Genomic DNA, 14,609 nt, shown 5'->3' with positions numbered 1-14,609 from the left:
CCTTCCTCCGGCTCGGCGCGATCGGGCATGACCGACCACCGCTACGTCGAGCTCCAGTGCGCCTCGCACTTCTCCTTTCTTCGCGGCGCCAGCGCCTGTGAGGAGCTGTTCCATCAGGCGGCGGTCTGCGGCATCGAGGCCCTGGCCGTCACTGACCGCAACAGCCTGGCCGGCATGGTCCGCGCCCACGAGGCCGCCAAGGCTGCGGGAGTCCGGCTCATCGTCGGCTGCCGACTGGAGCTGACCGACGGAAGCGCCATCCTCGTCTATCCCATGGATCGGCCGGCCTATGCCCGCCTCTGCCGCCTGCTGTCGCTGGGGAAGCGGCGCGGGGGCAAGGCCCGGTGCCTTCTGGGCTGGGAGGACCTGGAGGCCTATGCCGAGGGCCTGATCGCCATCCTGGTCTCCGACCACGCGGACGACGTCACGCGGCGCCGACTTGAGCGGCTGCGGGCCGTCTTCGCGGCGGAGGCCCATCTCGCCCTGACCCTGCAACGCCGTCCCCGGGACCAGATGCGGCTGCATGAGCTGTCAATGATGGCGGAGGGCGCAGGGGTGAAGACGGTCGTCACCAATGACGTCCTGTTTCATCATCCGGACCGGCGCATCCTCCAGGACGTGCTCACCTGCATTCGGGAAGGCTGCACAATCGACAGCCTCGGGTTCCGCCGAGAGCGATCTGCGGACCGGCATCTGAAACCGGCCCGGGAGATGCACCGCCTGTTTCATCGCCACCCCGAAGCCCTGGCCAGAAGCCTCGAGATCGCCGATCGCTGCCGTTTCTCCTTGGACGAACTGGCCTATCAGTATCCGCATGAGGCCGGGCTGCCCGGTTTGACGCCGCAACAGGCCCTGGAGCGTCTGACCTGGCAGGGGGCCGCGGGCCGCTACCCCGAAGGCCTGCCGGACAAGGTCCGCAAGCTCCTGGAGCATGAGCTCCGACTGATCGCCGACCTGGGTTATGCGCCCTACTTCCTGACGGTTCATTCCATTGTCCGCTTCGCGCGCAGCCGTGAGATCCTGTGTCAGGGCCGGGGATCGGCCGCCAACTCCGCCGTCTGCTTTGTCCTGGGCGTCACCTCCATCGACCCGGAGCGCAGCGACCTGCTGTTCGAGCGTTTCATCAGTCAGGAGCGCAAGGAGCCGCCGGACATCGATGTCGATTTCGAGCACGAGCGGCGCGAGATCGTCATGCAGTGGATCTTCGAGACCTATGGCCGCAACCACGCCGCCCTGTGCTCGACCGTGATCCGCTACCGCTCGCGCGGCGCCCTGCGCGACGTGGGCAAGGCCCTCGGCCTGAGCGAAGACCTGATCAGGTCCCTGTCCTCCCAGGTCTGGAGCTATTCAAGCGACGGCGTCGAGGATCGGCACGCGGAGGAACTCAACCTCAACCTTCAGGACCGTCGGCTGCGCCTCGCCCTCGACCTGTCGCGACAGCTGATCGGCTTCCCCCGTCACCTGAGCCAGCACCCGGGAGGCTTCGTCCTCACCCATGACCGCCTGGACGACCTGGTTCCCATCGAACCGGCGGCGATGAAGGATCGCCAGGTGATCGAATGGGACAAGGACGACATCGACGCCCTGAAGTTCATGAAGGTCGATGTCCTGGCTCTGGGCATGCTCAGCTGCATGAAGCGCGGCTTCGACCTCCTGGCCGAGCACAAGGGCGTCCATCTCGATCTGGCGTCCATCCCGGCCGAGGACCCCCGCACCTACGCCATGATCCGCAAGGCGGACACCCTGGGGGTCTTCCAGATCGAGAGCCGGGCCCAGATGGCCATGCTGCCCCGCATCAAGCCGCGCACCTTCTATGACCTGGTCATCGAGGTGGCCATCGTCCGCCCCGGTCCCATCCAGGGCGACATGGTCCATCCCTATCTGCGCCGCAGGGAGGGTCGGGAGCCCGTCGTCTATCCCAGGCCGGAGCTCGAGAAGGTTCTGGGCAAGACCCTGGGCGTTCCCCTGTTTCAGGAACAGGCCATGCGGGTCGCCATAGAATGCGCCGGCTTCACCGCCTCGGAGGCTGACCAGCTGCGGCGCGCCATGGCCACCTTCAAGTTCACCGGCGGGGTCAGCCATTTCAAGGACAAGCTGATCAGGGGCATGGTCGAGCGCGGCTACGCCCCCGACTTCGCCGACAGGACCTTCAGCCAGCTGGAGGGCTTCGGCTCCTATGGCTTCCCGGAGAGCCATGCGGCCTCCTTCGCCCTGATCGCCTACGCCTCCTCCTGGCTCAAATGCCACCACCCGGACGTCTTCTGCGCCGCCCTGCTCAACGCACAGCCGATGGGCTTCTACGCCCCGGCCCAGATCGTCCGCGACGCGCGCGAGCACGGTGTGGAGGTCCGACCGGTCTGCGTCAACGCCAGCCGCTGGGATTGCAGCCTGGAGCCGACCCGCGAGGGCTTCGCCGTCCGGCTCGGCCTGCGGATGGTCCGAGGCCTCTCCAATGGCGAGGCCGCCCGGCTCGTCGCCGCACGGGAGGATCGCGCCTTCACCTCGCCTGACGATATATGGCGTCGCGCCGGCGTCCCGGTCTCGAGCCTGGTGAAACTGGCCGAGGCCGACGCCTTTCGGCCGTCGCTCGCCCTGGAGCGCCGCGAGGCCCTGTGGGCGCTGAAGGCCCTGCGCGACAACCCCTTGCCCCTGTTCGCCGCCGCCGATGAAAGAGACCAGACCCATCGACCCGAGGTCCCCGAGCCGCCCCCTTCGCTTCGCGCCATGACGCCCGGCCGGGATGTCGTGGAGGATTACAACCATATCGGCCTGACCTTGCGTGACCACCCGCTGACCTTCCTGCGCCACGCGCTGGAGAGGCGTCACGTCATGACCTGCGCGGACGGCACGGCCATGCGAGACCGGCGTCTGACCCGCGTCGCAGGCCTGGTCCTGGTCCGTCAGAAGCCGGGCAGCGCCAAGGGGGTGATGTTCATCACCATCGAGGACGAGACCGGCGTCGCCAACCTGGTGATCTGGCCCCGTCTCTATGAAGAACAGAGGCGGATCGTCCTCGGCTCCAGCCTGCTGATCGTCGACGGCAAGGTGCAGAAGGAGGGAGAGGTGGTCCACATCGTCGCCACGAGGCTTTACGACGGCGCCGGCCTCCTGGCCTCGGTCGGCGATCACGGCGACGCCTTCCCCCTGCCCCATGGACGCGGCGACGAAGTCCGCCGCAGCGGCGCCCCGGATGCGCGCAGGCCCAGGGCCCGGGACATCTATATTCCCGACCTGTCCCTGGACGCCGTCAAGGTGAAGTCGCGGTCAAGGTGACCGAGATGATCGATGCGGGACGATCAAAGGAGAAGGTCCGCCCCTATCCGACGCCCCGCGCACCGAAACACGAGAGATCAGAAGAATCGGGCGGAACCGCGGAGCCCCTGTCTCGTTTGATGCGCCAGTTCGAGGAAAGTGGCGTGAATTCATACTTCTGCATCGTTAACATGCCCGGGGTCCCGGCGCGGGAGATTTGCGTCCTGGACGCCGCAGACGATGCTTCTGCGATCAAGGCCCTGGATGTGGTCGAAGCCCTCTGGATCGGCTTTGACACCATCTGTCTTTACCAAGGCGAGCGCTTCATCAAGGTGCTCAGCAATCCGGCGCTCGGCTTTCCCCGGGATGGTCTGGCCCTCCCGTGCGATCTTGATCAGGCCGCCTGACGGGGGGAGCCATCGCAATGCGGTCGAACATCGGGGCGCCGCGGCCGCGCGTGGATCGCAAAGACAAGGCGTCAGGACGTCTCGTCTAGCCGACGGCTCAACCTGCATGGACGCAGACGAGGTCCCTTCTCGGCAAGGCGTTCTCAGGCCTGACCAGGGACGTCGCGACAAGACCGCGGACCCGGATGAAGGCGTCCCGTCTCCGAACCGGCAAGCACGCGTGGCGGCGGGCGGGCTCCGGCGACCGCTTGAAGCGGGCGCGCTCAGGGACGACTGCGGCAGGGTCGCCCTTCAGCCTTGGCCAGGATCTCGTTCCAGTAGACGGCCTTGCCCAACAGCCGCGCGCGCGCCTGGGTCGCGCTCCGCCAAGGGCCTCTGTCAGGAAGGCATCGATCTTTTCAAGCAGCGGGTTGGCCGTATCCCTCGGCACGGGCGCCTCCGAACAGGGGTTGGATTCACAGGGTGTTGAACTAACCCCACCCCCAGTGTTCGGTTCCCGACACACCCGGCGCGGCGGTCGGCCGAGACGGACTTTCGATATGTCCCTCTCCAATCAGCCCGAGCGAGGGCCGGGCGGGCGCCTCGTCGAGGAGCGACGCCGCGACCGTCCACCGCCGCCAGGCATGTCCCGTCGGCTTTCACCTGACGTCGGAGCGCCCTTCATGATCCTCGGCGGCTTGGCTTTAAGGAACTCGTCAGGTCTTGCTCCGCTTGAACAGGTTCACGGAGGAGACAGAAGCATGCCTACCGAACGCACTGTTCAACACCCGGACGGCTCCGTCGAACGGACCACGACGACCGACGGCCCGACCGTCGTCTCGGAAAGAAGGAGCGGCGGCATGGGCGCGGTCGTCGCTCTCATTCTCGGCCTGCTGGTGGTCGGCGTCATCGCCTACTTCCTGCTCAATATGAGCCAGAGCGAGAGGGTTGAATCCAACGCTATCGCGGGCGCTGCCGAGAGCGTTGGCGCCGCTGCGGAGAACGTCGGCGAGGCGGCTCAGTCGGCGGTCCCGGCGGCGAACTAATCCGCCGCCCCGTCACCCCGGACCGGCTTTCGGTCCTGGCGCGGCTGTTTCGATGGCGGGGCAAGGCCGCGCTTTTGCGAGCGAAACATCTCGCGGCGTGAACTCGCGGTCCCGGCGGCCATCGGGCGCAGTTGCTCGCCTCCGGCGGTCGGCCGCGCGCCCATCCGACGCGCGGCCATTTCCCGTCTTCGCCTATTCCGCTGCAAAGGCGCAGCCGCCCTGCCTTTCCTCGAAATCCGAGGTACGGGTATCGACCGGGGCCGGCTCCTTTGCTTCCGAAAGGACGGCGGGCGGGGAAGCGCGCAGGACGACGGGCAACCAGCCGCGTCCTTCCACCAGTCGTTCGGCGGCGTCGGCCATGTCGGCCTTCTTGAGGCCGAGGATACGCCCGGCCTCTTCCGCACCTGCCGCCTCCGAAACGGCTTCCACCACCCGTGACTTGCTGACGCGGGAGAAATAACTGGCGGCGGTGGCCGACCATGTCGCCGTCATGTCCAATCCGACCGCCGTCGCCAGCGTCTCGGCCTGAGCCCATGCGCCGGGTCGACGATCATGCGGATCGCGCACCGCGTGGAGACCGGCGCCCGCACAGCAGGCGAGAAGGTCGAGAAGCTCGGAGCGGTTCATCGGCGCCATCACGGCCCAGAGCTCAGCGGCCCTCTCCGGCAGCCGCGCGCCCCAAGCCTCGAGACGGTCGGCCACGCGCCGCCCCGCCGGACCGTCGCCCACCCCCGGCGCATAGCGCTCCAGCCCTCCGACGGACAGGCGCAACTGCAGGGGCGTGAAGTCGCCGTAACCGGGATAGAAGACCTGCAAGGCCATGGCGTGAACCACCGTCGCCAGGGCGGCGGCGACATCGGCCTGAACCGCATCCCTGAGACCCATGGTCTTGTGGGCCGTCAGGTCCATGAGCAGGCGATCGGAAAGGGGCGCCCGTTCCGGGTCCCGTTCCACCCCATCGTTTCTGGAACCCGGGCGGTCGTCCTCGGGATCGTCGCGGGCGTCGCCGGTCTCGTCTTTCCCGGCCTCTTCTTCCCACGGCGGAGGCGGCGCCGAAGCAGCGTCCTCGGCCCGAACCAGACCGCGCTCGAAGCGGGCGAGACCGTCATGGCCGAGCATGACCATGATCCCGGACCGCGCCCTGGCCTCGGGCGTATAATCGTAGTCGGGACCATAGGCCTGCAAGGCCCTGTCGATGACCTCCAGTCGGGCGTCCGTCTCGGGCGGCAGAAGCTCCACCGCATCGGCCTGCGAGATGAGCCGGTCATACTCCTCCGACAGCGCCGCCATCTCCGCGACCTCCGTCTCGGACCGGACGACCGCCGCCGGATAGACCCGCCCCAAGCCCGCCGCTTCCGAAAACTCGGCGCAGACCCCGCCCCATTTCCAGCCTTCGCGCTGGCGAGCGTCCTCGACGAGCGCCGTCAGCTTCTCGCCGACCAGCCGATCCAGCAGGACCGGGTCTTCCAGCCAGCCGCCTCCGTCTTCGGTGAAGAGGTCGCGCAGCACAGCGCCGCCTTCGGCCTCATAGGCCTCGAGCCCCACGAAACCGACGCGCCGGTCGTCGGCGCGGACCTTGGCCTCGGTCATGGCGCGACGAATGGCGTAGATGGAGGGATAGGGTCCCATCTGCGCCATCACCTGACGCTGGCGGTCCTGATCCTCGCTGACGCAGAAGGCGGTGAGAATGTCGAGGGTGATCCTTCCCTCGCGATAGGCGTCCATCAGTTCCGGCGCCGCCGCGCCCAGCCGCAGGCGCTGTCGCACCACCTGAGCGGAGACCCCGAAACGCGCGCCGATCTCCTCCGGGCCGTAACCCCTGTCTTCCGCCAGCTTGCGGAAGGCTTCGAACTGATCGGCCGGGTGCATGGCTTCGCGCGTGATGTTTTCATCGAGGCTGATCTCGTGGGCGTCATTGTCGGTATCGACCGTCACCCTGACCGGATGGGTGCGCTTGATCGCCTTTCTCCTGGACAGAAGCCGCAGAGCCTGCCGCCGCCCCTCCCCGATGGTCACGAGATAGTTTCCTGTCCCGGCGCCGTTCGCCGAGCGTTCGATCTCGACCACGGGCGGCTGCAACACCCCCTTGGCCCTGATCGACGCCGCCAGCGCCTCAATCGCCGCTTCGGAATGCTTCACCTTCCGGGCGTTCCTCGGCGAGGCCTTCAACCGGTTCAGCGGAACCACGATCTCCGCGCCGTGCGCCGGTTCCTGAACCGCCGGATCGCGCAGGTCCGGGGCGGCGACGTCAGTCGCCGCCATGGCGAGCGTCTGGATGGAATGAGCAGTCATGTCTGCCTCCTCTGGGCAAGGGTTGCAGGCACGCGAAAGGCGCGCCTGAAACCCTGCCCGTCGGCGAGACCGGGGTAGCAAGGGCCAGGGCGGATCGGGCGGAGGGGGATCACCCGGCCTGCACAAGCTCACAGGTGTGACATCCCTGGCGACGCTGGCCGCGCGGAAGGCTGGGGAGACCGGCCGATCCGGCGGCGCAGCCGCTTCACCCTGGCCCGCGCGAGGGCGGAGCCCTTAGCGCCCTTCGCCTCTTCGGGCGGGCGTTCCGTCGGTTCCGCAGTCGCCCTGTCCAACCGGGCCGACGCGGAGGACGGTCGCCTCAGGTCATGGAATTTCCCGAAGACGAGGCGCGACCCGCCTGGCGAAACATGGCTGCAGGGCAGGTCGATCCCTGTTGCGCCGTCATCGACGGGAAGGCTCGCCGCACACCTCGGGCTGCATAAAGGAGGATGCGGCGAGGAGATCTCACCCGTCAAGCCTCGCCCTGTGCGGATCGCCTTCCCATCGCTCACTTGGGGGCGCGACGGCGTCCTACACGAGGCCCCACGGGGAGACCTGCCGCTTCATAGGCTTCGGCGATGGACCCGAATATCGTCCTTATCCGGTTATCGCCTGGAATCCCCGGCGACGCCTTGATCAGCTTGAGAGAGATCCGCCCGTGCTGCTTGTGGAGAGCGCGCAAGGCCTCGATGGTCTGGTCGCGATCAAGCGGCGTCCCGTCCGGGTTCAGCCCGCGACGATACCCCGTGTAGCGAAAGCCGACGCGCTCATAGGCTGCTTTCATGGAGCCGAAGCGGCTGCGGTAGACCGTGGGCGAGGCCATGTTCTCAGCCTTGGCTATCGCCTCAAGCGTGGGTCGCTGACGCGCCAGAAGACAAGCCAGTTCGCGGACCATCTCTTCTTCAGTCTTGCCGTGACCTCGCTTCAGCGCGCCCATCCGCTCCTGGGCCGCGACAAAGGTGTCCACATCCACAATGGGTTCAAGAACCCGGACGTAGGTCCATTGCGAGCGATCGACAGCAATCGTGCGCTTTCCCAGCTCAACCCTGGACTTCCCGTAGGCCTGGAAGCCGACAACCAGTTCCCGTCTGAGTATCTTCTGTACGCGATCACCGTTCCAGGGGGTTCCGTCACGCCATAGGACGCCCTGCTGTGTGAGAAGTCTCGCGATCCCCGCCTGACTGCGGGCCTCATGCACGAACCACTCAAAAATTCGCTGTATGACTGCGAGTTCTTCCGGCGGCCCCCAGATGTAGCGGACCTCCTGGTCGGGCCGCGACTTCCATTGTCCCTCCTGAAGGATGGGTCCCGCGCTCCCGTCCGCGTTCACCACCTGGCGCCGAAAGCCGTATACGGCGCCGCCGCCCAGGGCGCGGCCTCGAGCCGCCTTCGCCCGGCGCCCGGCGCGAACCTTGGCAGACAGGTCCCGACTGTACTCTCCAGCCATGACCCGTTTGAGTTGCTTGAAGACCGAGCCAAAGCTGTCGTCAGCGAAGAGCTCCGCGCAGTAGATGACGGAGAGGCCGGCCTCTCGGCACAGGAACTCATAGTGCGCCGCCTCGTCGGCGTCCTGAAACCGGCCCCAACGACTGACGTCGAAAACGAGAATGGTCGAGAAGGGAGCCTTCCCTGACAGAACCTCCGACAGGAGGCGCTGGAGGCCGGGGCGTTTGTCGACGGTCACGCCGCTTCTTCCTGCATCCTCATAGGTGCGGACGATCTCGATCCCACGGCTTTCCGCGAAGCCCGCGATGAAGGCGCGCTGATTTCCCAGGGAGTAGCGCTGATGGTCTGTGGACATACGCAGGTATTGCGCAGCGAGGGCCGGTTTTCGCTCAGGCCGGGACGTATCTGGAGACAGGACGACCGCGCCGTCGGCGTCCCGCCCGAAATGGCGTCTCAGCCTGGCCGGAAGATCATCCATGCCGCAAGACGGATCTTCCTCCATCACAGGCCTGCCGCGCGATAGGCGGCCGTAACCGTGCCGAAGGTCTTTCGGATCAAACCGATTGATGGAAGACGACGATCCGCCTGTATCAGGGAGACATTCACCCTCCCCCTGTCTTGATGCAGTCGACGCAGCCCCTCGAGGATGGCGGCCCGCGAAAGGGGCTTTCCATCCGGCGCCGCGCCCCGCGAAACCCGCGGCTTGACGTAGCCGGCCAATCGTTCCGCCTCCGCAAGGGTGCCGAAACGCGACATGTAGCGTCTCGCACTTGGAATTTCGGGGCAGGCGTCGATCAGGGCGGCGGTAAGTCTTCCTTCCTTGTCAAGGAGCGCTTTCAGCCCGGAAACCAGTTCCTCCCGGGTATGGGCATATCGGCCGTCGAGCGCTCTAAATCGCGCCTGCGCCGCCTCGAACATCTCCTCCGACACGATCCCCTCGAAGACCTGGATTTCTCCCCAACGGCCGCTGTCCAACTCCGGTCCGCGGACGCCCAGTACGGTTCGGGAACGGCCATAGTGTTGCAGTCCCTTCGACAGCGGGTCGCGAAGGATTCTGGCGACCCGGCGACGCGTCCAACGCGATCCGTCCGTCCAGAAGATCCCTTCTTCCGACAGGATCGATGCGATATCCGCCATCGACCTGCCGCCTTCGACGAACATCTGGAAAATGCGCCGTACAGTCTGGGACCGCTCCCCGGTCGCGGGAACCAGGCGCAAGGACTGAAGCGGATGAGAGCGAAAGCCGCCGCACCTCAGAACAGGTCCGCACGTCCCGTCAGCTTCGATAATCTGCCGGTCCACAAGGTACCGGGGCCACGCGCCCGGCGCGCGGCCCGCCTCCGCAGCCCCCCGCTTTCCTCTGCGCGTCCTGTCCGAAATCTGCCGGACATAGTCCGCCGCCATCACGCGCCTGACCTGCTTGGCGAGTTGGGCCGGAGGGCCGACCCCCACCAGGTCGCGACAGTAGGTTACAGAGACGCCGTGACTTCGGCAGACGAACTCGTAGTGCGCCGCCTCGTCAGGGTCCTGAAAGCGGCCCCATCGGCTGATGTCGAGGACCAGAACGTGGGCATAGTTCGCCCTTTTCGTGACCACGTCGAAGAGAAGACGGCTCAAGCCTGACCGTTTCTCCAAGGTCATGCCGCTCTTCCCGACATCTTCGTACACCGCGACGATGTCGAAGCCCTCGCTCCGGGCGTAGCCTTGGAGCTCCCGCCGCTGGAGCGCCAGAGACGTAGGCTGTCGCAGCGTCGAGACCCTGAGATAGGCGGCCGCCCGCCGATCAATCGACTTCGGGCTCTCCTCAATCCTTGCGGGTCGAATCCGCCGCACCACCCAGTCGTCTACATGGGCCGAGTACTCCGGGGCCGGGCGCTTCTCCATTGGAGCCACTCCATCCTCCGAGGACAGGGGACGGCCATGAGGGTCGGTCCTCCTCGCTCGTAGACGAATTCCGTGACGCATGGAGCTCGCCGCGATGGGGACCCATAGGTCCCTGCCCGCGGCCATGCGTCAAGCCCGCGTCGCATTTGCGCAGGCTTGCGCGGCGGGCCGGCGCATCCGCCAGGATGGAACAGTCAAATCCAGGGCGCGTTGGTCGCACGTCGAATGATCGGCAGGGAGGTGTCGAGCTTGACCTCCATCAACAGACTCCGGAGGACCGTTCCATGCTTCGTTGGGCCATCATCTTCTTCATCATCGCCCTGGTCGCGGCCGTGCTCGGCTTCGGCGGCATCTCCGGCATGTCGTTCGAGATCGCCAAGTTCATCGCCGTCATCGCCGTCATCCTGTTCGTGGTCTCCCTGGTCGTCGGCGGCCTGCGCGGGCGCGGTCCGCGACTCTGACGCGCTTCAGTCACGCCGCCGAAGAGGCCCCGGTCGTCGCCGGGGCCTTTTTCTTGTCCGCCGCGCAGCCGCGCAGACCTCCGCCTCGCCGGGTTCCCGGCCACGTCCAAACTTATCGTGAAACGCCAGTGCAGGAACGCCCGTTTCCGCAGCCGCTTCCCTTCCTGCAACCCAGAAGGAATAACGACATGACCGACGTCCAACCCAACGCGGACCGCGAACAGGATCCGGAAACCAATACGCCCCAGCCGGATGAAAACCCGCAACAGCGCGAGCATCTCCGCGATCAGGCCCAGCGCCAGCCGGGCAAGGACGACCCGGCGCCCGCATCGGGCGGCGAAGGCGCCGCCGGCGCTGGCGGCCCTGACGGCTTTGGCTCTGGAAGCTGAAGGAGCGCCGTTGTGACCGATACCCGACCCAATGAAAGCGCGCCGGCCGACGCCGGTCCGAACGACGACCCTCAGGATCACGACAGCCTTCAATCTCAGGCGCGGCGGGAGACGTCCAAGGCGGAGGGCGAAGACCCCGATGAGGATCGTCGATCGCCCATGACCCCGCCCATTGCAAACCCGGACTGAGGAGATGGAAGGTGACTGAATCCAGGCCTGATCCCGACCGCGACCCGACCCGTCCCCAGCCCGGGAAAGCCGACGACAGCGGCCTCGGCCAAGGTGAAGACAGCCTTCAGAAACAGGCGGCTCGCGAAACCACCCTGGATCAGAGCGGCTACAAGAGGGCCGCCGACTGTCTTTCGGACGAAAACGGAAACCTGACGAAGATACCGGCCGGCGCCGTGCCGGAAGGCGATCTTCAGGAACAACAGCGCGGCAAGGGCCAGCAGAGTCCGTCCTGAACGCCGAGCCTAATCCGAAAGGACCGGTCTTTTCCGGTCAAGGCCGAGGCGGTTGCACAAAAACCGCTTCGGCCTTCACCGCACGACGGACCGGCGCGGGAGCTGCGCCCCAGCCGCTTTCAAGAATGGCTGTGATCCAAACTTTGGTCGGACAATGAGCGAGGGAAGAAGAATTAGTCGGTCCGGTGCGTACGGGGTTTGGCTGAGCACGACGCCGGACCGACCTGCATTCCTCTGGGGAAGTGCGAAGGGGTAACCGCAGGATGGAAGGCTTGTTCCCTTGCGAAGCGCCGCAACCGTCCAGATGTCTTCCCTTGGCGCTCGCCACGCGCCCTTCAGGCCCGATTGATGTCAGGATTGCTCGTCCGCCAGGGCGGGAACCAAAGCCGCCGCCCTGGCCTGACTCCAGGGAGAGGAGGTTCCTATGAAGAAGCTGATCCGCGCCCAGGCCGGTGTGAAGCTGACGCGTGTCAAACGCATGGCTGACGGCCAACGGAAACAGACCTGCTACCGGGTGACCAGCGGTCGGAACAGGTCCGGTCGGGTGATACTCGACGAGAATGAGGCCCACCGGGCCTTTGCCCGGGAAGTCGCCGTCTCCCTAAGGGCCAGGTCCTCATGGATTTTGACTGGCGCGAACTGACAAAAAAAGCCCCTCGCCGATCAGGGCGAGGGGGAAGGATGGGTTCAACTCGATAGGGGACGAGCGGCGCTTATCGCCGGCAGGCCGCTCGAACAGCCGGCGCTGTCTGGCTCGAACGGCTCGTGAACGCCTGAGGTTCCAGAGTTCGGAAGCGAACTCATCACAGGCTGGGCGAGTTTTCTCACAAAAAATCGCGGACACTGGCCCGACCATGAGACGGCGTGCGGACCGGGATGCTCTCAGGACAGAGGCCGGTCGTTGGGAGTTTTGGAAAACAAGCGGAACCATAGGTCCCGCGGCGCCATTTGATCGCAGCAATCAGGAGGAAAGCCGTGGACGATTTCAAACGTGACGACCCGAATGTGATCGCGCCTATCGGCAGCACGATCCGCCGCGCGCCGGAGACCATCATCGTCGAACGTGAAACCAATATAGCTCTGTGGTGGGTTGTCGGCATTCTTCTCGCCGCAGTCGTCTTCGGCCTTATCTATTTCCTGACGCGTCCAGCAACTGCGCCCACTGACGCCGAATTGCGCGTCATCCAGGCAGAAGCAGCGGCGGACAATGCGAGGCAAACGGCAGAGGCCGCTCTGGCTCAGAACCAGCTCAGCAGCACTCGGGACAGCGTGGCGATCGCACAGGCCCAAAGCGCGACGGCTCGCGCTGAAGCGATCCGCGCCCAGGCTGAGGCGCGCGCAGCCGAAGCGCGGGCTTCCGAGCCGGTCGTCGTCGAGCGTCAGACGGTGGTGACGCCCCCGTCCAGCAGCACGGCCGTCGTCACGACCACCACGCCCCAGCCCGGCGACCGCCCTTAACAAGCGAGGCCGTCCTCGCTGCGCCGAGGCGCAGGGGGCCCTGAACGCCATGGGTGGAAGCGCGGGGCGCACGGCATCGGACACGATAGAGGGAAAGACGCGTCCCCCTGGACCTATGACTTCCAGTTCCCGCCCGTCCGTCTCTGAGAACGACGGGCCAGGCCTAACCCACCGCCCCCGACGTCTTCACGTCAGGAAGCAGGGCGGTGACCAGGCCCAGAAGCGGCAGTACGGCGCACAGCTTGTAGACCCAGACGATGCCGTTGGCGTCCGCGAGCAGGCCGAGGCCCGCCGCGCCGATCCCGCCGATGCCGAACATGAGGCCGAACATCAGGCCCGACACCAGGCCCACACGGCCCGGCACGAGTTCCTGCGCATAGACGACCAGGGCCGCGAAGGCGGAGGACATGACGAAGCCGATGGCGATCGAGAGGACGGTCGTCCACCCCAGATCCACGTAGGGCAACAGCAGGGCGAAGGGCGCCGCGCCGAGGAAGGACAGCCAGATCACGGCCTTGCGGCCGATCCGGTCGCCGATCGGGCCGCCGGCGAAGGTCCCCGCCGCCACGGCCGCCAGGAAGGCGAACAGGTGGAACTGGGAATCCTGAACCGAGAGGGCGAAACGCTCGATCAGGTAGAAGGTGAAGTAGTTGGTGAAGGCGCCGATGTAGATGAATTTGGCGAACATCAGCACGGCGATAGCCGCCAGGGCGCCGATGATCCGGCCCCGGCTTAGCTGGGGGCCTTCGCTCAGGGTCTTGGCCGCGACCATGGCGTGAGGGTTGCGGATACGCCAGCGCGTGACGCCAAAGAGCACCCAGATCGCCGTCACCGCAGCGACCGCCAGCCACCCCACGGCGGTGAGGCCCAGGGGCAGGATAATCAGCGAGGCCGCCAGAGGCCCGATGGCGGACCCGGTGTTGCCGCCGACCTGGAAGGTCGATTGCGCTGTGCCGAACCGTCCGCCAGAGGCGAGACGGGCGACACGCGAGGCTTCCGGGTGGAAGGTGGCGGACCCCACCCCGATCACCGCCGAGGCGACCAGGAGCATGGTGAAGCCGCCGGCGGTCGCCAGCAAGCCGATCCCGATCAGGGTGGCGAACATCCCGCAGGGCAGCAGATAGGGCTTGGGATGCTTGTCCGTGTAGAAGCCGATCCACGGTTGAAGCAGCGAAGCCGTGAATTGATAGACCAGGGCGACAAGGCCGATCTGGGTGAAGCTCAGGGCGAACTTCGTCTTCAGCATCGGATAGATGGCCGGCAGGACCGCTTGAATGAGGTCGTTGAGGAGGTGGGCGAAGGCCACGGCGCCGACGATCCCGATCAGAAACCGCGGCGAGGTCGCCATATTGGGGGCTGGCTGGGCGTCTGTCAGATCTGTCGGAATGGTCATGGGCGCACTCGATACTGCGGGCCGACGCGGCGCGCGGCTCTTCCGCGCACCTATAGCAATTCGATCTCCCGCGTGCCGGAGAACAGACGGATCAGAAGGTGAGGCCAACGCCGCGCGCCTGCCTGGAATTTTGTGGGC

The 14,609-nt window shown here is 66.3% G+C and carries 12 protein-coding genes; 8 read left to right on the top strand and 4 right to left on the bottom strand.

All coding sequences use genetic code 11. The annotated features are described in order from the left end of the window. The first annotated feature begins 27 nt into the window (after positions 1–27). The 3 genes from ACFYLW_RS02785 (at position 28) to ACFYLW_RS02775 (ending at position 4,684) form a co-directional block, all read left to right on the top strand. Positions 28–3,273: an error-prone DNA polymerase gene (locus tag ACFYLW_RS02785; protein WP_390182742.1), complete on the top strand. Its 3,246-nt coding sequence runs from the start codon at positions 28–30 to the stop codon at positions 3,271–3,273. Beyond that, positions 3,270–3,659, top strand: a complete 390-nt coding sequence (locus ACFYLW_RS02780) for a hypothetical protein (protein ID WP_390182741.1) — start codon at positions 3,270–3,272, stop codon at positions 3,657–3,659. Before ACFYLW_RS02785 ends, ACFYLW_RS02780 begins: the two co-directional genes overlap by 4 nt. Positions 3,660–4,399: 740 nt before the next feature. Further along, on the top strand, positions 4,400–4,684 hold the full coding sequence (locus tag ACFYLW_RS02775) for a hypothetical protein (protein ID WP_292084047.1): 285 nt from the start codon (positions 4,400–4,402) through the stop codon (positions 4,682–4,684). A gap of 192 nt (positions 4,685–4,876) precedes the next feature. Here ACFYLW_RS02775 and ACFYLW_RS02770 read toward each other — a convergent pair whose 3' ends face one another. From ACFYLW_RS02770 to ACFYLW_RS02760, 3 genes are all read right to left on the bottom strand, one after another. Continuing rightward, positions 4,877–6,976: a ParB N-terminal domain-containing protein gene (locus ACFYLW_RS02770; RefSeq protein WP_390182740.1), complete on the bottom strand. Its 2,100-nt coding sequence runs from the start codon at positions 6,974–6,976 to the stop codon at positions 4,877–4,879. A 508-nt stretch (positions 6,977–7,484) separates the two neighbouring features. Further along, positions 7,485–8,900, bottom strand: a complete 1,416-nt coding sequence (locus ACFYLW_RS02765; protein WP_390182739.1) for a recombinase family protein — start codon at positions 8,898–8,900, stop codon at positions 7,485–7,487. Positions 8,901–8,923: 23 nt separating this feature from the next. Continuing rightward, on the bottom strand, positions 8,924–10,306 hold the full coding sequence (locus ACFYLW_RS02760; protein WP_390182738.1) for a recombinase family protein: 1,383 nt from the start codon (positions 10,304–10,306) through the stop codon (positions 8,924–8,926). A 284-nt stretch (positions 10,307–10,590) separates the two neighbouring features. Here ACFYLW_RS02760 and ACFYLW_RS02755 point away from each other — a divergent pair, with 284 nt between their 5' ends. From ACFYLW_RS02755 to ACFYLW_RS02735, 5 genes are all read left to right on the top strand, one after another. Continuing rightward, the gene (locus ACFYLW_RS02755; protein WP_292084051.1) at positions 10,591–10,767 is read left to right on the top strand and encodes a DUF1328 domain-containing protein; all 177 of its coding nucleotides are present in this window, start codon (positions 10,591–10,593) and stop codon (positions 10,765–10,767) included. A 188-nt stretch (positions 10,768–10,955) separates the two neighbouring features. Continuing rightward, a complete protein-coding gene (locus ACFYLW_RS02750; protein WP_292084053.1) occupies positions 10,956–11,156 on the top strand; it encodes a hypothetical protein in 201 nt (66 codons plus the stop codon). A gap of 200 nt (positions 11,157–11,356) precedes the next feature. Beyond that, on the top strand, positions 11,357–11,620 hold the full coding sequence (locus tag ACFYLW_RS02745; protein WP_292084055.1) for a hypothetical protein: 264 nt from the start codon (positions 11,357–11,359) through the stop codon (positions 11,618–11,620). Positions 11,621–12,044: 424 nt separating this feature from the next. Further along, positions 12,045–12,263, top strand: coding sequence for a hypothetical protein (locus ACFYLW_RS02740; protein ID WP_292084056.1), 219 nt, complete (start codon positions 12,045–12,047; stop codon positions 12,261–12,263). A gap of 332 nt (positions 12,264–12,595) precedes the next feature. Then, the gene (locus ACFYLW_RS02735) at positions 12,596–13,078 is read left to right on the top strand and encodes a hypothetical protein (protein WP_313412973.1); all 483 of its coding nucleotides are present in this window, start codon (positions 12,596–12,598) and stop codon (positions 13,076–13,078) included. 163 nt (positions 13,079–13,241) lie between these two features. Here ACFYLW_RS02735 and ACFYLW_RS02730 read toward each other — a convergent pair whose 3' ends face one another. After that, complete coding sequence (locus tag ACFYLW_RS02730) at positions 13,242–14,471, bottom strand: MFS transporter (protein ID WP_390182737.1); 1,230 nt, start codon at positions 14,469–14,471, stop codon at positions 13,242–13,244. Positions 14,472–14,609 lie beyond the last annotated feature (138 nt).

This window comes from Brevundimonas sp. NPDC007368, assembly GCF_042869015.1.
Classification (GTDB): Bacteria; Pseudomonadota; Alphaproteobacteria; order Caulobacterales; family Caulobacteraceae; genus Brevundimonas.
This window is presented reverse-complemented; position numbering and strand designations above follow the sequence as displayed.